Below are 17,950 nucleotides of genomic sequence, written 5' to 3' on the forward strand. Positions count from 1 at the left end.
TTGAAATGAATCAAAAGGTCGAAAAACATTTGAGATATAAGGCTACCGCGCAAGCCACGATGGGTAAGCCAGAACGTACCTGTCCATAAACAGTGGACGACGAACACTGACTTTGTGGAGTAAAGATAAACAGATATTCACCATTGCGTTCGCCTTTCTTTTTCTGTCGCTTTCGATAATACTCTTGCGCAATATTACTCAGCTGGAAAATTTTATGCCTCAAGCAAACTCTGTGGTCGTACTCGACTTTGAAACCACAGGTCTCTCTCCTACTTTAGGTGATCGCGCAATAGAAATTGGTGCAGTAAAGTTAGTCGATGGCGAGGTTGTCGATAGTTTTCAGCGACTCATGAATCCCGGTTTCAGAGTGAGTTCTTTCATTGAGAACTACACCGGCATTACCAATAACATGTTGCGAACGGCACCAAGCTGCGAAGAGGTAATGGCGTCATTTAGTGAGTTCATTGCTGGCGAGAACCTTATCGCTCATAACGCTTCATTCGATAAACGATTTTTAGATGCAGAACTTGAGCGAATCAACTGTGCTTATTCAGGTGAGTTTGCTTGCTCCTTACTGGTGGCAAGACGGCTCATTCAAGATGCCCCATCGCACAAACTAGGAGAACTTGTTCGCTATAAAAATATCGACAACGACGGTGTTTTTCACCGCGCACTAGCCGATGCGCAAATGACGGCCAAGCTTTGGCTCTTAATGGTCGAAGGATTAGAAAACTCAGGTATCGTTAAGCCAAGTTTTCAGTTGATGCAAACGGTTAGTAAAACAGCAAAAGGAAAGGTCGACCTGCTACTCGCCAAAAGCCGTGCTTAACTCCCTCCTCACTCAAAGTTCATTTTTGACTCTTAGACATTTAAGCAAGTTTCGATATACATAAGATATTGTGCATCCCAGTGAACTTCCTACTCCGAAAGCGGCAGTTCGCTGGTCTCCCCTACAAAACTGGCTTACTATGCCAGTTACCTAAAACGCTTTGTGAGTCACTCATGAGCAGAAAAAATAACAAAAAACTCAGTATTCTTCTTAAACTCAACACCTTTATTGCACCTTATAAATGGCGGGTTGCGGCGGCTTTGGTTGCCCTTGTCGCAACGGCAAGTTTGACGTTATCCGTTGGCTATGGAGTACGTATTCTTATCGATCAAGGCTTTACTCAACAATCATTGCAAGAGCTTACCAATGCGATTCAGTTTATTGTCGGTGTCACACTGTGTATTGCCATTGGGACGTTCTTTCGCTTCTACCTTGTCTCTTCCGTAGGTGAGCGCGTCAGTGCGGATATTCGCCTTGCGGTGTTTAACCATGTGATTACGCTGCATCCGAGCTATTTTGAGACCAACAGTAGCGGCGATATTATGTCGCGCCTGACTACCGATACCACGTTGCTGCAAAGCATTATTGGTTCATCGTTCTCGATGGCGATGCGTAGCGCTTTGATGTGCTTTGGTGCCATCATTATGTTATTCGCTACCAACGTTAAGCTCACGTTGATCGTACTTGCTTCTGTGCCTTTGGTTCTGGTTCCAATTTTGTTTTATGGACGACGCGTGCGTGCGCTCTCTCGCCAAAGTCAGGACTCAATGGCCGATGTCGGCAGCTACGCAGGTGAAGCGATAGAACATATTAAAACCGTGCAAAGTTTTAGCTCAGAACCATACGAACGAGCGGCTTTCGCTGTCGAGGTGGAAAAAGCGTATGAAGTGGGCAGACAGAGAGTAAAACAGCGCGCGATCCTAATCTCTGGCGTTATTGTGATTGTGTTCAGCGCGATTGCAGGCATGCTTTGGGTTGGCGGCAGCGATGTGATTCACGGAAAGATGTCTGCGGGAGACCTAGCAGCGTTTGTGTTTTATGCCATTATGGTTGCCTCATCAACTGCAACCATTTCTGAAGTGATGGGTGAACTGCAAAGAGCCGCAGGCGCTACCGAACGGCTGATTGAGATCCTTCAAGTAGACAGCGATATCAAAGCGCCAAGCAACCATTTGCCTATCCGTCCCGACATGCCTGCTGAGGTTAACTTTAAATCGGTGAGTTTCAACTACCCTTCTCGCCCAAATCAACCAGCTATCAAAGAGTTAAATCTAACCGCTGAACAAGGAAAAGTGTTGGCGTTGGTCGGCCCTTCTGGTGCAGGTAAAACAACACTATTCGAACTGCTGCAACGCTTTTATGATCCGCAAAAAGGGCAAGTGTTGTTTGGTGGTGAAGATATTCGACAGTTCGATCCAAACGAGCTTCGACGCCAAATGGCACTCGTACCACAACAGCCAGCGCTGTTTAGCCATGATGTTTTCCATAATATTCGCTACGGTAATCCAGAAGCCACGGATGAACAAGTCGTCGAGGCTGCGAAAAAAGCCCATGCCCATGAGTTTATTGAGAAGCTTCCCGAAGGCTATCACAGCTTTTTAGGCGAGCGCGGCGTTAGGCTATCGGGCGGACAAAAGCAGCGTATTGCGATTGCTCGTGCAATTCTAAAAGATCCAAAAATCTTACTGCTAGACGAAGCTACCAGCGCCCTTGATAGCGAAAGTGAACATCACGTTCAGCAAGCACTTGAAGCACTGATGAAAGGACGCACAACGCTGATCATTGCTCATCGTCTTTCAACTATCCAGCATGCGGATAAAATTGCGGTGCTCGACAATGGCGAGTTAGTCGATGTTGGTAACCACCAATCATTAATGCAAAGCTGTGAGTTGTATCAGCGACTTGTGGCATTGCAATTTAAGCACTTAGAGTAATGCCTAGTTAAGCCCTCAAGAACAAGCAAAAACGGACCAAGTGACTTAATGCCAACAGCTTAACGATGTTTTTGTGTCATTCAAGCGAGCCTTGGCGAGACTAGGAATCTAATAGCAACGTGCTGAATGGTTAAAGAGACAATTTTGACCATAAAGAGCTAGGATAGAAGATCCTATATCACGCACCTTCGTCGCTGTACAAGATGACGAAATATAAAAAGATGCCACTCGTAGTTAAACGAGCGGCATTAAACCAAGTGGTTCTCCTTTTAATACAGGAACTCAGGTAAGAATCCAGTAACCAGCGTACTCTCCCTTCAACTAGAAACACTCATCCCCACGTACCATATAAAACCAATCAACTTCATTTGTAACAAATTAGCTTTCAAAAATAGGAAATCACCACTGTAAAAGTTCACCGCATTTTATCTTGCTGCCTATGGTTACAATGTTTTTGAAATCAAAGCCTTTAAACCAAGTTATAAGTAAGCAACACCGAGATGAACAGTGAAGCGAAACAACTTTTTTATCATTTATGTCAGCAATACGATTCGCTTTCTCAAGAACTAGAGTCTCGCGCGTTTCCTGAGTTTTCCGAGACCATCACTCATCCGCTTGGACACTGCTTTGTCCGTTGCCCTGTTGGCAGTCAGCGCTTTTCCATTGTTGCAGTCAACTTTGCGCCCTCCGTTCGCGGGCAAGGCGTGCTTACTGCATTTATCGACTACATTAAAAGCAATCCATACCATTACCAAGGCGTTGAAGTCGCTATCATTGAAAACAAAAGCTTAGCAAAACGACTGTTGTCTCTTGGATGGAAGTATAAGTCTCTGTTTGGCAAAATTTTCTTCGCTAGCAAGCCGACCCTAGTGAAGGACTTTCAGTCTGCGTAATAGTTATTACGGCACCGTATCGGTACCCAAAGTAAAAACCATCACTCAAAATCCGTAAGCATATTGAGAAAAGTTTGGCGGTCTTCCGTTGTACTACCTCGATGAGCAGTGTATTCGACGTGCACATTCGGGCTAGCGTTGGGTGATAGATTGATGCCCCACAGCGCATTAATTTGGTTTGGCACGATGGAGTAACGCACATCAACAATTCGCATTTCGTCATCCGGGTCTTGCACTACAAAACCATTTGAAAACCAACGGAAACGTTCAATATCTTTCGCTTGCTGCGATTGCGGGTCGAGCCATGGAAATTGTGTTTTCACATTGAGCTTTGGTGTGGATTCGCCAGGATAGATTTTTATTGAGCGCCCCACTCTTACCGCATCCACATAGTAGTTATCTTCCGTTTCATAAATCACTTTCCAGACCAAAAGATTGCCGAAGGTTGGTTTTGCTTTTAGCTGCACAGCGCTGTGCTGTCGCTCTTGGACAATTTTCCATCCGGCCCCTTCTGCTCTATCTCGTTGAATAACCCCAAGAGTCAGATAAGCCAGAGACCATAGAAATGCGACACGCGCGTAGCTTCGATTTCGCTTCAGTGCGGCAAAGAAAAGCAGGATCAAAATCGGAAGTGAGAAAGCGGGATCGATAACAGAGATCGTATTCCAGGCATAGCGTGTGTTGCTTATCGGCCAAAAAAGCTGAGTCCCATAGCTGGTGCAAGCATCTAACAGCGCATGGGTGCTATAACCAAGGGCACAATAAAACCAACTCTGCCGGAAGCTTAGTCCTCGCTTTTTTGCTAACAACGGATACAACACTAAAGCACAGAGAAAGCTGCCAAAAGGGATAAACAACAATGAATGGGTAAAGTGTCGGTGATATTCCAAAAACAGCAATGGGTCAGTTGATGAACGGATAAGTACATCCAAATCCGGTGCCATCCCTGAAACCACGCCTAACACGCCAGCAGCCACAATGTGCCGCTTGTTACTTGCAGACTGTGGCAAAGCAGCGCCAAGTAAACCTTGCGTTAACGGGTCCATTATTTACGCCCGCAACGAAAGTGTAGCCGAGATAGAAGGCATATACGCTTCAAAATAGGCTCAAATTTAAAAACCAGAACGTTCTCCGACATAAATTATCCGTATTTAAGTGGATTGGAAGACACACCTTAATGACGCATTAAAGTGTTCGAAAACAAACACTTTGATTTTAGTGTAAGAAGGAATCGCCCTATTCGCTAGTGAGAAGCGAACCTAAAGCGAGGCTTGTGGTGTACGTCAAAAGTACAAAACTGCGGATTTTACAGATGCAAAAATAAAACAAGGCGAACCGGATGGCTCGCCTTGTTTACTGAAGGATTAACGACAAAAACCTTAGTCTTGAGGGTTTTCTTTCGCGTTGATTTCAGCGTAAGTGTGCAGAAGTTCCGTCAATGTTTTTACCCAATCAAAAACATCCGAAGGTGTATTTTCGAGTAGCTTTTCCACTAGTGCACAGTGTGTTTCTAACGTGATCGCCTCTTCCAAATGGAATGAAATCGCATAGAAATGCCAAAGAACCAGTCGCGTCATTCGCTCGCTATTTTGCTTCGCATTGTCTGAGTCATCAAACGCTTGTTGAATTTCACTCAGTGCGATTGCTGTCATGCGTAACATGGCATCAAGACGTGCAGACAACATACGGTCTTCGCTATCCACTTCTTCTTGATCGAAAGTAAATAGCTCATTCATCACGTCTTCAGGCACCATTTTACTGATCATGCGAGCACTAAACTCTTCCAGTTCATGACGAGGCATGGTTACAAGACAATCGAAGGTGTAATCACGAAGCATAAAATCACTCTAGGTTGGAAATCAATTTCAGCCACGCATTCTAAATACTGAAATCTCAATTGCCAGCGTTTATTTCTATTGGGCTACCGAAAAACTACAGAACACCGTTGATCGCAATACCAACACCAATACGCTGCTGATTATGATCATAGTCAATCAAGCTCTTACCATACCCCGTCGAGTACTGTGCGTATCCCTGAAGTTTGCCCCAGATCGGAAATGACACCCCTAATTCGGCAAAGCCTTTATGCGTTTGGAAGTTCTGGCGGCCTAAGAAGGTAAACTCATAACCATTCCATTTGTACGCACTCGATAGCTCAAAGTGCCCCATGTAATCTTCGATATCCGGGTTATCATCACCTTTAGGATCATTCGGAGATGTTTTTTCATCCTCAGGTATACGCCACCACGGTTGAAGAGAAACCGCAAAATTGTCTTTCGCAAAGGTTAAGTTGGCGTAAACACGATTCCAACTGCGCGATAACTCTTGTCTCTGCCCATTCGACTCATGTTCAATACCAAAACCTAACCAAGTCGAACCATCAAGTGGCTTCCAGTCTGTCGGGGTATAATAAAAAAGCTCAGGACGATAATTGGTTTCACGAAATGGACGCGATGCTGCTCCTGTGTACACCTGCCAAAATGACTTTAGCGTCATACCAAAGAACAAACCATCCCCATCAAACAACAAATCGTCGTAGTTCATTGGCACTTTAAAACTAATTTGGAACTCCGCTTCTTCCTTACGCAACTCATCCCCGTACTTAGTGTCCGCATAAGCACGCTTATTTACGCGATCACTGTAAGTGAACGGCAAGATGTAGTTAACACGATGCGCCACCAAACTAAATGGTTCAAAGGCGTTTTCTCGTTCTGATTCCAAACGCTTGTCGACCAAGCTTTCCTGAAGCTCCTCAGGTTCTTCAATTTCTGGATCAGCGGGCACTGTACTTGTTACTGCATCGAGCTCACACTGCGCGCGAATGCTCTTTATGGTTTCCTCACCTTTGCTTTGCTTAATTTTGTCTAGCAAACATAAATCATAAGCACTGGCTGTTTCTCCCATCGCAACTGGCGCTGCCAATAAGCTCAGTATTGATATCCCTGCCACTTTTGAAGCCATCTGAAACCCTTAATATTCTTTATGTCAAACCAGATAATTTTAATTTTTCTTGGTAAACCGCTTGCCATTCTGGCGTTAAGGCAATGTTAAATGTTCGCCGACTTTACGTCTTGGATAAATACGACAGACCTCAAACATATCGGCCCACTATGAGCAACGCGCCAAAAACGACCAAGAGTTGAGCATCATAAATAAAAACAAAAACTACTCGTTTTCATGATGCTCATATTCCCTATGCAAAATACTGGCTCGCCACTTTGATTGCAAACCCGGCTATGAATAAACCCAAGCCATAAGCTAAATGCGCCAATGTGCTAAGAAACCGGGCTTTCCAAGGTGTTGGAGTTTTACTGGCAGCAAAACCAAATCCTAAACAAGGTTGAATGACAAAAAATGGGAAGACCAACGTTACCACACCAGTGACTAAGCCGGGCACTAGACTAGGCTCTACCAACCAATGATGCCCAAAAGCAGCAATGTGAGCCAAAGCGAAAGCGACGCCAATGGCATAGTGCAAAAGCCAACCGAGTGCTTTTTCTCCCGACATCGGGTCTGTTGCCATAATTGGCGCATGCATAAGCTTTCCTTTGGGCATATATAAAACCCAGCGCGCAACCAATGCATAGTTTAGTGAGGGAATACCAAACACTCTCCTTTGTAGCCAAGCCCATAAATCCATTACCAAAGTCGCACCAATCCCTATTAGCGCCGCTTGTAATCCTATTAAAAACAGCATTTTTCGCTCCTCAAGTTTTTGATTTGTTAAGGTCTTAGTTGCATGCTACAACTTAAAGCCAACTTGAAGTCAATGAGGAATAATATGGATATTGCAGAAGTGGTTAAAAAATCAGGATTGCCGACCTCAACGCTCAGATACTACGAACAATTGGGGTTAATTCGCTCGATAGGAAGGAATGGATTGAGACGTCAATATTTGCCAGAGGTACTCAATAAACTCAACTTAATTAGTTTAGGGCGTATCGCTGGAATATCACTTAACGAAATGGCAGAAATGTTGAATCACTCAGAAGGTTCAAAACCATACATTGATCGTGACTTACTGGCGAAAAAGGCGCTTGAAATTGATGAGCAAATAAAACGTTTGAAAGCGGTTCGAGACAGCCTAAACCATGTTGCTTCCTGCCCTCATGAGTCACATATGGACTGTTCTTCATTTCAGAGGCTTATGAAGGTCGTAAAGCGTTATGTCCCCCACAAAGCGAGATAAAACACTCTACTTATTCTTGATTTAAAAGGAAGCAACTCGCGGTTGTGAGTTACTTCCTCTCATATTACTTAGCTTGCGCCTTTACGTACTTCTTCACTTTTTTCATCGCCATTTTTTGCTTTAACGGTGAAAGATAATCAATGAACAAGTTACCAGATAAGTGGTCGATTTCGTGCTGCATCACAATCGCCAAGAACTCATCGCTCTCGATTGTCATCGGGTTACCATCACGGTCTAGTGCAGACACAACAACTGATGTGTAACGCTCTACATCGGCGTAGTATTCGGGAACAGATAGGCACCCTTCTTGACCAAGCGCTTTGTTTTCTCCGCTCACAACTTCTGGGTTGACTAAGATTAAAGGATCATTGCGTTCGTCAGAGATATCGATGACAACAACCGCCTCTTTTCTACCAACTTGGGTTGAAGCTAAACCGATGCCATTGCCCGTTGCGTAAAGTGTTTCTAGCATATCGTCGATCAACGTTTGTACTGTCGATACATCAGTGACTTTTTCTGCTTTTACTTTAAGTCTTGGGTCTGGAATGGAGAGAATTTCGAGGACTGCCATACTTACCTTTCGTTATCTGTAAATCGTAATTTCCGGCGAATTATACACACGTTTCGGCAGACATAAACATGTTGAGTTTTCGTGGAAAGACCGTTTCGTCTAAAACATTCGATTTTGCTTGAGACCAAAGAGGCAAAAAGAAAGAGAAAACAATAACGCCAGCACGATATGGCTGGCGTCTTTTTTACGTATCTATCTTTAAGCGTTCGTTATTTGTGAGTTACGCACTCTTTTGCGCTTTTAGCAAAACCTTAATCGCCATTTTTTCACCACTCTTGAAAATAAAGTACCCGAGACAAACGGTTATTAACGTTAATACAACGATAATAATACTGAACCAGCCTAGTTCCGCTATCAGTTCAAATATAGAGATGCCCAAAAACATTAAGATGAGAGAAAACACCACTAAGCTCGATAAATTCCAAAGCAGCACTGAATACCATCTCGTTGTCGAAGACATTATATTCCCTGTTTTATAGCCAAAATAATATCCTACACTCATCGCTGGTATTAACGTCCCAAGAAAGCCGACACCGTTCATTTCCATTCCAGAAATGTACTCAATAATAAATAGCAGTATGGCCAAACAAACTGATGCTAAACACAAAAGCGACGTTACAAAGAGCACCGAGGGAGCGTTGTTTTCTGTTGAGTAATTATTTTTCGATTCCACTTTCATTTCCTTCCATTTATTTGAATAAAATAAGCGTGTTAGATCATGCTGCCGCTTGGACAACCTAGAGAAACAACACCGCCATAACTCGTTGTGGGTGTAGCTACCATGACTAAATCAACAGGAAGAAACACAACGTCCGTTGCTAACGACAAAGGGATGTCAATCAATGAAAGTGGGTATAACGCGATGGAAGTAATATCAGATCTTAAATAGCAAGGTTGTCGTGCGACTGATAACGCTGTGCCTGAAAACGGCTTTCCGTATCCGCCACCAGCATGCGCATCTATAGACGAACACCCCACCATTAAAGATGCTGACACCACAAGAAATACAACTTGTAGCTTTTTAAATATATTTATTTTCATTTAACCTAGATTCCAACTAACTATTATTTTTTAAAACTAAACCCTCTCTCAAATTGTATATTCAATGAATTTACTCATATGGGCCTAGTGCAACCATGTTAATACGTTCTATGTATTAGAAACAATTCATTTATTTCCAATAGCACCCGTGAGTTCATGCGACGTGACTAGAATCGCACTTAATTTTTTATGCAAGCACCAAGTTAAGCTCAACCTATTCGCTTTCCCGTTGGAGTCGCGTACCTTTCATCTGATGTAAAAAAGCCGCCAGAACCATTTGGCTCTGGCGGCTTTTGTTTTTATCGAAAACTCGATTACTGCTGTAGCTTCGCTTTGGCTTCTACTACTTTGGAGAAGTCTAGGCGCAGCTCTTCCACTGCTTCTTTAATCAGTACAGGGTTTTGCATTACCTGCGCCATTAACGCTTGAAGCTGATCTTGTGGCAGACCTAGTTGGCTGATAGTTGCCATTGCAGCCAGAGGGTTTTGAGTTAACGCCTGAAATAGCTCGTTGATTTGCTCGTCGCTAATATTGTTTTCTTTCAACATCGCAAGAATCGGGTTCATCAAATTACCTTTAAATACTATGTAAAACAGACCCGCAGTTTACCATTGGGTTTTGTTAGTTTGCACGCAGACTTTAACCACCACACCACCATCGACCAAGTTATGGTCGAATATTGGTGAACGTTGCGGTAGTGACTCCATCACTTTGCGATGAAAGCGCTTTTATATCCGCGTTAAAGTAATATGGATTAAGTGGCATTTTACTATCGGCTGGTCGCGCGTAGTAAAGCTTGGCGGGCTGTTTTGCCATTTGTTGCGAGTACAAATATCCGACCAACGCATGTTCAAACTGGTGGTAACCATTTCCCCAATGGAACGTTTTGGTTGATTTAGGATTCAGACCAACACCTCCGTACTGATGATCCACCCACGCGTCCATAAAGGTGGGTAACGTGTATTGAAGCGTTTCTTTCATCGAACCATCGACAAGAGAAACCGTCATCGCCGCTTGATCGAGTTCTGCCCATTCCCAAGACGAGCTATAGTGTTTGTGCGGTCTTGATTGCCAAGCAGGAATGCTCTCTTGCGTCCATTTACTCTGCCATTCTGGCGAGAAGAACGCTTTGACTTGCTCAAAGTTTTGCTGGTATTGCGCTTGTTTAAGCGTATGTTTCATTCCTTTGAAACCAAACTCTGTCCAATTGGAATTCTCCAACAACTGACCAGTGAGATACGTCATCCAATACGCTTTGATGGTGTGTCCAAAATCATTGTGCTTCGCATCTGGCATCATTACCGCTTTGTGGTGTATCGCGCCATAAAAGCGCTGCTCTTTGTCGGAGTGGTAGTTATCCAGCATCACTTGCGTCAGCCACTCCAGATCTTGTTTCCACTTGGCTTGCGCTGGTTCTGGTAAAAGTGGCGCCGTTAACAACAGGTAGCCATTGATTTGGTCAAGTTGAGCGACTAACTCTTGCTGCTTCTCACTTTCTCCATCACCATCTTTCAAAACCCACGCCAGACCGCGATCATCGCTTCGTCGGTATTGTTTAAATATAAACGCTTGCTGGTCGATAAGTGCTTGTTCAACCTTTGGATCTTGCGTCAAGTAGTAGTACATCGCCAAGCCCACCAAGGCGTAAGCATGGTCTTGAGAAGTTCGCTGTTGCCACTCCATCCCCGGTTTTCCACTACGCGTAAAGCTCACGAAGCCGCCGTTTTTCTCATCTTGTAGATGATCAATCAGGTAATAAGCCCCTTTCTTTGCCAGCTCTAATGCTTGTTTGTCACCCGTAAGATGAAAAAGCACGCCATAAGCGTAAGTTTGGCGCGATTTCATGCGTGTGTATTCGCGATCGAAGTGCGGGCTAATCCACCCTTTGTTTAATTCTTCACACGGCTTTTGTGGGTCGAGAATGACACCGTTATCACAACGAAATGTCGGAAAATTCCCCGCAGGTTGCCCATGCGCGCTTTCCATCATCCAATATGGGGCTAGGCCATTCGTCACATGGTTTAACCAATCATCCCCCGAAGGCAGCTCCACATCAGCAAAGCTGTTCATGCTCGTCGTTGCGAGCAATAAGGTAAGATATTTAAAAGACATAATGCTCAATTAAGTTATTGAATTTTATCCAGTATAAATAACTCCCTTTACGCATATTGTCGTCGTGGTCACAATCGCCTTACGCATTTGTTTGCATTATTCATCTGTCTGCCTTATTCGATGACTGAGTCGAGAATAAACGCCACTCTGTCTTCGACTGACATTTTGGGCACTTCGATCAATTGATAACCAAACTTGTGATAAGCGTTGACCATCTGTTTATGCGTGGCGACCGCTTCAGAAAAATCTTGCTTTCGCTCTTCATCGTTGCTGAATATCGACGACCACGGTGGAAAAATGAACACTTGAGAATGATAACGAAGCGTCTGGCAATGCGTGATGAGCTCATGCGAGATTGGCAATTGTTCCAACTTGCTGTAGCCATATACGTCCACAATACTGCGATCAAAAAACACGTCCCCTTGGCGGACATTGAAAGCTCGGTAATTGCTCACTTCTGCCTTCATCATTTCGTCTCGAAAGGCTTGTTTGTCATTCCAAGGTAATGCTGAACCGTGATTAGTAACCTGCCTTTGTATTACGTGACGACCTGTTTCTGGCGAGCAGATAAAGCCTTGTGTTTTTAGTTGTTCGATTACCGAGGTTTTTCCTGCACCGGGACCACCAGTGAATACGATGAGTTTGTTCAAAATCTTTTCCTTATTTTTTGTTTGAGTGAAGTAATGCGTGTACAGCCAAGATAATTGGCATGATCTGGCGTTAGAAATTGTAATTTGGCACGCCAGCGTTAAGCGAGATCGGCAGTGGAAAGTTTTGGGATAGAAATGAGCAGTGAAAAATATTGATGAAATGAAAGCTTAAACTGCGTGTTCAGTGTTTATGAAAAGCGGAGGAATTTTGAGCGAAACAAACTTGCCCAAAAATTGGGTTGGAAAATGGAGAGATTGGATCATCAGGTTAACGCGTCAATTGGCTTTCTATATCAAGAAGATGGCACCTAAGCCCAAGAACGCAAAGAAACCGACGACATCGGTAACGGTTGTTAATACTACCGAGCCAGCTACGGCGGGGTCAATGTTAAACTTCTTCAACGTGAATGGTATCAGCGTACCCGATGCCGCAGCCGCCAGACTATTGAGAAAAATTGCGCAGCAGATAATAAGCGCCAATGGCCAAGAGTCAAACACCATGTAGACGACACCCGCGATGACTAATCCCATGATCAAGCCATTAATGGTGGCGATTTTTAATTCCTTATTCACCAATAGCTTCAAGTTACTTTGGTGCAAATGGTTGAGTGCGATACCCCGAATGGCCACCGCTAAGGTTTGGCTACCTGCGATGCCGCCCATACTCGCCACCACGGGCATTAAGATCGCAAGCGCAACGACTTGCTCGACCACATTATCAAAAATACCAATGATTGCAGAGGCAACAAAAGCGGTCAGCAAGTTAATCACCAACCAAAGTACTCTTAGCCTTGTCGCCACAGTTAATGGTGTAAACAAATCCTCTTCGCTTCGTACGTTTTCTGCCACTACAGCTTGTAAGCTGAGTTCACGCAAAGTAATCGCGATGGTCGCCATCGACAAAACGCCCATAATTTTGCCACCAGCCATGATAGGAAACCAATGCGCGCCACCATCAATCGAGACCTGTTTACTGACGCTTTGAATCGTTTGGATATCTTCCAGAATTGGCGTGACCACGGTCAAGTCTGTGAGTTTGGTATGGTTCTCATGCAGCAACAGGGTTTGAGGTTCTATCGTCCCAATAACGCCTCCGACATCGCGCACAATGATCAATCGCACCGGGCTTTGTCCACGTTTTAACAACTCGGTTTTGATGCCTCCTACGCTGTTTTTAGGATTTGCGACCAAAAAATTCGGCTCGGCATATCTTCCCACTTTGTTATCTTCATACGACAGCGCTTGTTGAATGTGCGCGACCGACTCTTCGCTTTGGTCGATAAGGTACTCATCCACAAACTCGGTCGGCAGAAAGTCTGCAAAGATGATCAGTTCCGAATCCGTGATGTACGCTAAGCGTTCATGTTGCAGCTCTTTGTTGAGTGATTGATGAATGTGCTTGGCGGTGTCGTATCGCAGCAAATTTAATACCGTCCAGTACTTCTCTGGCGGCACCGCTTCTATCACGCGTTTACGATAAGCAATGTTGACCGACTCCAAAATGTTCGCGATTTGCGCTTCCTGATAGTCTTTCAAAAAACTGAGGTCTTCGGTCGACTCTATCGCTTTAATGATCTCGGCAAGCAAATGAGGCACTTTGCGATTAATTTGTAATTGGCTGGAATCTATCATCATTGTCACCGATTTCCTTGGGCATCACGTTAGTGTCAACACGATGTCTATTACCTAAAGGCATGAGATCCTGATGTTAAAATTCTAGGCAATGGCGCGCACAATTGCGGAATTTATATTTTGCTCGCAGAAACAGAACGTCTTTGCATAAGGGGATGGTATAAACTTTTAGTGTGCATTAGGCGCATTTGCCTCGTTTGATAATGGAGTAATCAATGGCACCAGTATTTTTTCTGACTCAGCAAGCCGCCTTACCAAGTCGTAAGGTGCTTCGTAAAGTGATTCAGTTTGCGACAGCGCTGGCTCAACCCATCGTGGTATTGGTGGAAGATCACCGCCGAAGTGAAGATCACGCGTTCGCGCATTTCCTTAGTTTCAACTCTGACCATATAGAAAAGAGACAAGCTGAGTTTGAAGCTTGGACATCAAAATTTAAAGACTTCGTTATCGAACTTTGTGAAGAAGAGGAAGTTGAAACGCCAACACTCTCTTACGAGCATTTCAAAGGGAGTCATTGGATTGCTCAAGTCGCGAAACGGCTTGTCGACCACACAGATTTACTGCTCGTGGGGCATTTTAACAAGCACGACATTCAAACCTTACTCACCGAGCTAGCAAAAAACGATTGTGATTTATTGCTATTAAGTGAGCGTTCATGGCCTTCTCACGCCAACATGCTTTGCGCGATAGATCCGCTTCATCGCGGAGATGCAAAGTCGGTCGTAGATAAAGCCATCGTATCGCGAGGCTCAAAGCTAGAAAAAACCTTGAGCGGAAAAATGACGTTAGTTTACTGCCGCTACGTTGCACCTTATCTGTCTCGCTATCGTGCAGAGATTTTGAGCAACCAAAAAGCAGGCATTACGGACTTTATTACTGCGCAAAAGTTAACTCGAGTACCACTACTGCTGCCAGAAGGAAACCCTGAAACGGCGTTACCAAAAGCAGTTAAGCAATCACAAGCGGCAATTCTGATTATGGGCGCGTGTAAGCGAAGCATGTCATCCCAATTTTGGTCTGGCAGCACTGTAGACACGTTACTTGATCAACCGCCTTGTGACCTGCTGTTGGTCAATAGCACGAAGGATTGATCAGGCTTCCCCATTCCGCCGCGTCTTAAATAATATCACGCGCAGTTATTGGCTCTTCATGGCCTCTAACTGCGCGGCTTCATGTTCCGCGTTCAAGGCTTGTTTCTGCTGCTGTTTAACCTCATCCCAACTGCGTCCCGATTCAATCGCAGATACACGCTGATCGTATTTGTTGCAGGCTCTTTCGAGTACTTTCTCAGGATCTATACCCTTTTCTCTTTCCAACGCTTTTAATACGTTAAGATAGTTCCACAACACATCGCCTAACTCGTCTTCCAAATGACAAAGGCGGTCCTCACGAATCTCTTCACGGACTTCATCGACTTCTTTGCCAATGGCCTCCAGATAAGTCTCTACGCCTTTAAACCAAGTGTTGGTTTGGTCATATTGAGATTTTCTCGTCGCAATTGCGTACAACTCATCAAATTTCTTCATTATCTCTCCGTAGAACGAGTTTTTATTTACGCCTCTTTAGGACGAATAAACTTCCCTTTTGCCGTCACTCTAACTTCATTATTGACCAGCAATTGAGCCACCAATTGATATATACCGCGGCGTTCACCTTCACAGTGTGCAGTAATCGTGACGTGCTCATCTAGCTCAATAGGTGCATGGTAGCGCACATCCAACTGCGCTGTAAGGGCTTGAATGTTTCTAAATAACAAACAGTGTGTCATTGCACCATCGAGCAGCGAACTCGCAATGCCACCATGCAACAGGTCTGTGTAACCTTGATGACGAGGTAAAACGTGAAACTCTCCGACAACAGAACCATCGGCTAGACACTGGTAGTTCACAGCCAAAGAGTTCGGATTCGCATCGATGGAAGAACAAACCGCACATTGATAATGAGCTTCGTGAGTGGAATGAAAGTGACTATTTGCGGACATGTTAAGTACTCGGCTTGTAAAAAGGAGTAATTAGCATATGCCAATTATTAAAAAGAAACGGCGAGTAATCTTTGTTTGCACGTTGTAGGGCCAACAACCTCATTATCCATAAAGTTAAATAATCATTTTCATAATTAACGATAATTTCCAGTTTATTTAGAGTGGCGATAAGGTTTGCATCGTGATTACGCAACGTTATGAAAGGCGACTTATGAAGTTTCTCCACACGATGATCCGTGTTGTTGACCTAGACAAATCTATCGAATTTTATACAAACGTTCTGGGAATGAGCGTTTTGGATCGTTTTGAAAACCAAGAATACCGTTACTCACTGGTGTTTGTTGGTAGCCCTGATCAACCAGATGGCGCGACCATCGAGCTAACTTATAACTGGGATGCCGGCAGTTACGACTTAGGTAACGCATTCGGACACATGGCGCTTGGGTGTGAAGACATTTACGCAGCTTGCGAACAAATCAAAGCGCTTGGTGGCAACGTCACTCGCGAACCCGGTCCAATGAAAGGAGGAGAAACGCACATCGCCTTCATTAAAGATCCCGACGGCTACCCAATCGAACTGATTCAAACTAAACAATAACGAGGTTTCCTATGATAGACGCATTATTTCAACCGATTCAACTTGGCTCTCTCTCATTAAAAAACCGCATCGTTATGCCTCCGATGACGCGCTCTCGAGCCTCTCAACCGGGTAATGTCGCTAACGACATGATGGCGACCTACTACGCTCAACGCGCCGAAGCGGGATTAATTGTTGCTGAAGGCACGCAAATTTCACCAATGGGTCAAGGCTACGCGTGGACACCGGGTATTTATAGCCCAGAACAAATTGCTGGCTGGAAAAAAGTAACTGATGCAGTGCACGAGAAAGGCGGCGTTATCTTCGCGCAATTATGGCACGTTGGTCGTGTGACTCACCCTGACAACATCGGCGGCGAGCAACCTATTTCTTCTTCTGCGCTCAAAGCAGAAAACGTGAAAGTATTTATCGACAATGGCACTGACGAACCTGGCTTTGTCGACGTGGTTGAGCCGCGTGAAATGACCAAGCAAGACATCAAGAATGTTATTGAAGAATACCGCCAAGCCGCATTAAACGCGATAAAAGCTGGGTTTGATGGTGTCGAACTTCACGCAGCAAATGGCTACTTGGTTAACCAGTTTATCGATTCTGAAGCGAACAACCGCACTGATGAATACGGCGGCTCAACTGAAAACCGTCTGCGTTTTCTTGGTGAAGTGGTCGAAGCGATGACGCAAGCCATTGGCGCAGAGCGTGTTGGTGTTCGCCTTGCACCATTCACTTCGTTAAACGGCACCGTTGATAGCACACCTGTCGACACCTACACCGCTGCTGCTGCGCTGCTTGATAAACTCAATGTGGTTTACATTCACATTGCAGAAGTGGATTGGGATGACGCGCCTGACACTCCGCATGACTTTAAAACCGCAGTTCGTGAGGCGTATAAAGGCACACTGATCTATGCCGGTCGTTACAACGCAGAAAAGGCGCAACACGCGATTGAAAGTGGTTTAGCCGACATGATCGGTTTTGGTCGTCCGTTTGTTGCAAACCCAGACTTACCAAGCCGCATCAAGCATGGCTATCCACTGGCAGAACATGACCCTGCCACATTGTTCGGCGGCGGTGAAAAAGGTTTAGTGGACTACCCTGCGTATCACGCGGGTTAATTCATCTACGTAAAGCTGATTCGCAACTCGCGACAAACCAATAGCTAACCCAAAAGAACCTTGCTCTTCCCCCTGTGAGGCCAAGATGCAGGGTTCTTTTTAGGCAAGCCACCAAGGGTTAACGTCTTTGACAAGATGTACAACCTCGGCACGCAGAGCGCGTCGTTTTACTTAGTAAACTGCGTTGTACTTTACAGTAGGCATTTTTCAGTGCGCGGCGGCCTGAAAACCAATCATCCGGTTTAGTGAGGATTAAGTAGCCGTTAAACCTCTTAACCAACTCGGTTCGATTGTTTTCGATAAATCGGCTATCAAACTCGATTTCGAAGTAATCCAACGCTTCTTCGATACAAGTAAAGCTGGCAATTTTTTCCTGAATCGTATTCTCTGTCATTGTTTCTTTAGCGT

General features: G+C 44.6%; 21 protein-coding genes. 7 read left to right on the forward strand and 14 right to left on the reverse strand.

Annotated elements, in window-relative coordinates:
- Window positions 1-214: 214 nt before the first annotated feature.
- The 3 genes from FKN16_RS00435 to FKN16_RS00445 all read left to right on the forward strand — a co-directional run bounded on the left by FKN16_RS00435 (window position 215) and on the right by FKN16_RS00445 (window position 3,656).
- On the forward strand, window positions 215-829 hold the full coding sequence (locus tag FKN16_RS00435) for a 3'-5' exonuclease (RefSeq protein ID WP_170901723.1): 615 nt from the start codon (window positions 215-217) through the stop codon (window positions 827-829).
- Between the two features lie 173 nt (window positions 830-1,002).
- Window positions 1,003-2,763, forward strand: coding sequence for an ABC transporter ATP-binding protein/permease (locus FKN16_RS00440; protein WP_170901724.1), 1,761 nt, complete (start codon window positions 1,003-1,005; stop codon window positions 2,761-2,763).
- Between the two features lie 500 nt (window positions 2,764-3,263).
- A complete protein-coding gene (locus FKN16_RS00445) occupies window positions 3,264-3,656 on the forward strand; it encodes a hypothetical protein (protein WP_170901725.1) in 393 nt (130 codons plus the stop codon).
- A gap of 41 nt (window positions 3,657-3,697) precedes the next feature.
- Here FKN16_RS00445 and FKN16_RS00450 read toward each other — a convergent pair whose 3' ends face one another.
- From FKN16_RS00450 to FKN16_RS00465, 4 genes are all read right to left on the reverse strand, one after another.
- Window positions 3,698-4,702 carry a metal-dependent hydrolase gene (locus tag FKN16_RS00450; RefSeq protein ID WP_170901726.1) on the reverse strand — a complete coding sequence of 335 codons (1,005 nt, stop codon included), beginning with the start codon at window positions 4,700-4,702 and terminating at the stop codon, window positions 3,698-3,700.
- A gap of 333 nt (window positions 4,703-5,035) precedes the next feature.
- Window positions 5,036-5,494 (reverse strand): hypothetical protein, encoded by a 459-nt coding sequence (locus FKN16_RS00455; RefSeq protein WP_005395188.1) that lies wholly within the window; start codon window positions 5,492-5,494, stop codon window positions 5,036-5,038.
- A gap of 94 nt (window positions 5,495-5,588) precedes the next feature.
- Window positions 5,589-6,617 (reverse strand): phospholipase A, encoded by a 1,029-nt coding sequence (locus FKN16_RS00460; protein ID WP_006742284.1) that lies wholly within the window; start codon window positions 6,615-6,617, stop codon window positions 5,589-5,591.
- A gap of 232 nt (window positions 6,618-6,849) precedes the next feature.
- A complete protein-coding gene (locus FKN16_RS00465; protein WP_170901727.1) occupies window positions 6,850-7,353 on the reverse strand; it encodes a DUF2938 domain-containing protein in 504 nt (167 codons plus the stop codon).
- Window positions 7,354-7,437: 84 nt separating this feature from the next.
- On the opposite strand from FKN16_RS00465, the gene FKN16_RS00470 reads away from it, so the two are divergent.
- Complete coding sequence (locus tag FKN16_RS00470) at window positions 7,438-7,845, forward strand: helix-turn-helix domain-containing protein (protein ID WP_031828249.1); 408 nt, start codon at window positions 7,438-7,440, stop codon at window positions 7,843-7,845.
- Between the two features lie 64 nt (window positions 7,846-7,909).
- Here the strand turns inward: FKN16_RS00470 and def are convergent, their stop codons facing one another.
- The 7 genes from def to FKN16_RS00505 form a co-directional block, all read right to left on the reverse strand.
- Window positions 7,910-8,416 carry a peptide deformylase gene (def, locus tag FKN16_RS00475; protein WP_006742287.1) on the reverse strand — a complete coding sequence of 169 codons (507 nt, stop codon included), beginning with the start codon at window positions 8,414-8,416 and terminating at the stop codon, window positions 7,910-7,912.
- Between the two features lie 220 nt (window positions 8,417-8,636).
- Window positions 8,637-9,095 carry an ABZJ_00895 family protein gene (locus tag FKN16_RS00480; RefSeq protein WP_170901728.1) on the reverse strand — a complete coding sequence of 153 codons (459 nt, stop codon included), beginning with the start codon at window positions 9,093-9,095 and terminating at the stop codon, window positions 8,637-8,639.
- A gap of 32 nt (window positions 9,096-9,127) precedes the next feature.
- Window positions 9,128-9,457, reverse strand: a complete 330-nt coding sequence (locus FKN16_RS00485; RefSeq protein ID WP_080253353.1) for a YceK/YidQ family lipoprotein — start codon at window positions 9,455-9,457, stop codon at window positions 9,128-9,130.
- Between the two features lie 314 nt (window positions 9,458-9,771).
- Window positions 9,772-10,023, reverse strand: coding sequence for a DUF2999 family protein (locus FKN16_RS00490; RefSeq protein ID WP_170901729.1), 252 nt, complete (start codon window positions 10,021-10,023; stop codon window positions 9,772-9,774).
- A gap of 100 nt (window positions 10,024-10,123) precedes the next feature.
- Window positions 10,124-11,569: an N-acylglucosamine 2-epimerase gene (locus FKN16_RS00495; protein ID WP_170901730.1), complete on the reverse strand. Its 1,446-nt coding sequence runs from the start codon at window positions 11,567-11,569 to the stop codon at window positions 10,124-10,126.
- A gap of 113 nt (window positions 11,570-11,682) precedes the next feature.
- Window positions 11,683-12,219, reverse strand: a complete 537-nt coding sequence (locus tag FKN16_RS00500) for an AAA family ATPase (RefSeq protein WP_170901731.1) — start codon at window positions 12,217-12,219, stop codon at window positions 11,683-11,685.
- Window positions 12,220-12,507: 288 nt separating this feature from the next.
- The gene (locus FKN16_RS00505; RefSeq protein WP_170901732.1) at window positions 12,508-13,854 is read right to left on the reverse strand and encodes a magnesium transporter; all 1,347 of its coding nucleotides are present in this window, start codon (window positions 13,852-13,854) and stop codon (window positions 12,508-12,510) included.
- Between the two features lie 212 nt (window positions 13,855-14,066).
- Between FKN16_RS00505 and FKN16_RS00510 the strand changes: the two genes are divergently transcribed.
- Entirely contained in the window at window positions 14,067-14,942 is an 876-nt protein-coding gene (locus tag FKN16_RS00510; protein ID WP_005395202.1) for a universal stress protein, read from the forward strand.
- A gap of 45 nt (window positions 14,943-14,987) precedes the next feature.
- Here FKN16_RS00510 and FKN16_RS00515 read toward each other — a convergent pair whose 3' ends face one another.
- Window positions 14,988-15,377, reverse strand: coding sequence for a MazG nucleotide pyrophosphohydrolase domain-containing protein (locus FKN16_RS00515; RefSeq protein WP_170901733.1), 390 nt, complete (start codon window positions 15,375-15,377; stop codon window positions 14,988-14,990).
- Window positions 15,378-15,403: 26 nt separating this feature from the next.
- On the reverse strand, window positions 15,404-15,832 hold the full coding sequence (locus tag FKN16_RS00520; protein ID WP_170901734.1) for a PaaI family thioesterase: 429 nt from the start codon (window positions 15,830-15,832) through the stop codon (window positions 15,404-15,406).
- Between the two features lie 211 nt (window positions 15,833-16,043).
- Between FKN16_RS00520 and gloA the strand changes: the two genes are divergently transcribed.
- Entirely contained in the window at window positions 16,044-16,430 is a 387-nt protein-coding gene (gene gloA / locus FKN16_RS00525; RefSeq protein WP_164665583.1) for a lactoylglutathione lyase, read from the forward strand.
- Window positions 16,431-16,441: 11 nt separating this feature from the next.
- The gene (locus FKN16_RS00530; protein WP_170901735.1) at window positions 16,442-17,542 is read left to right on the forward strand and encodes an alkene reductase; all 1,101 of its coding nucleotides are present in this window, start codon (window positions 16,442-16,444) and stop codon (window positions 17,540-17,542) included.
- 118 nt (window positions 17,543-17,660) lie between these two features.
- Here FKN16_RS00530 and FKN16_RS00535 read toward each other — a convergent pair whose 3' ends face one another.
- On the reverse strand, window positions 17,661-17,936 hold the full coding sequence (locus FKN16_RS00535; RefSeq protein ID WP_005498697.1) for a nitrogenase-stabilizing/protective protein NifW: 276 nt from the start codon (window positions 17,934-17,936) through the stop codon (window positions 17,661-17,663).
- Between the last annotated feature and the right edge of the window lie 14 nt (window positions 17,937-17,950).

The organism is Vibrio sp. 11-4(1), from assembly GCF_013048625.1.
Lineage (GTDB): Bacteria > Pseudomonadota > Gammaproteobacteria > Enterobacterales > Vibrionaceae > Vibrio > Vibrio diabolicus.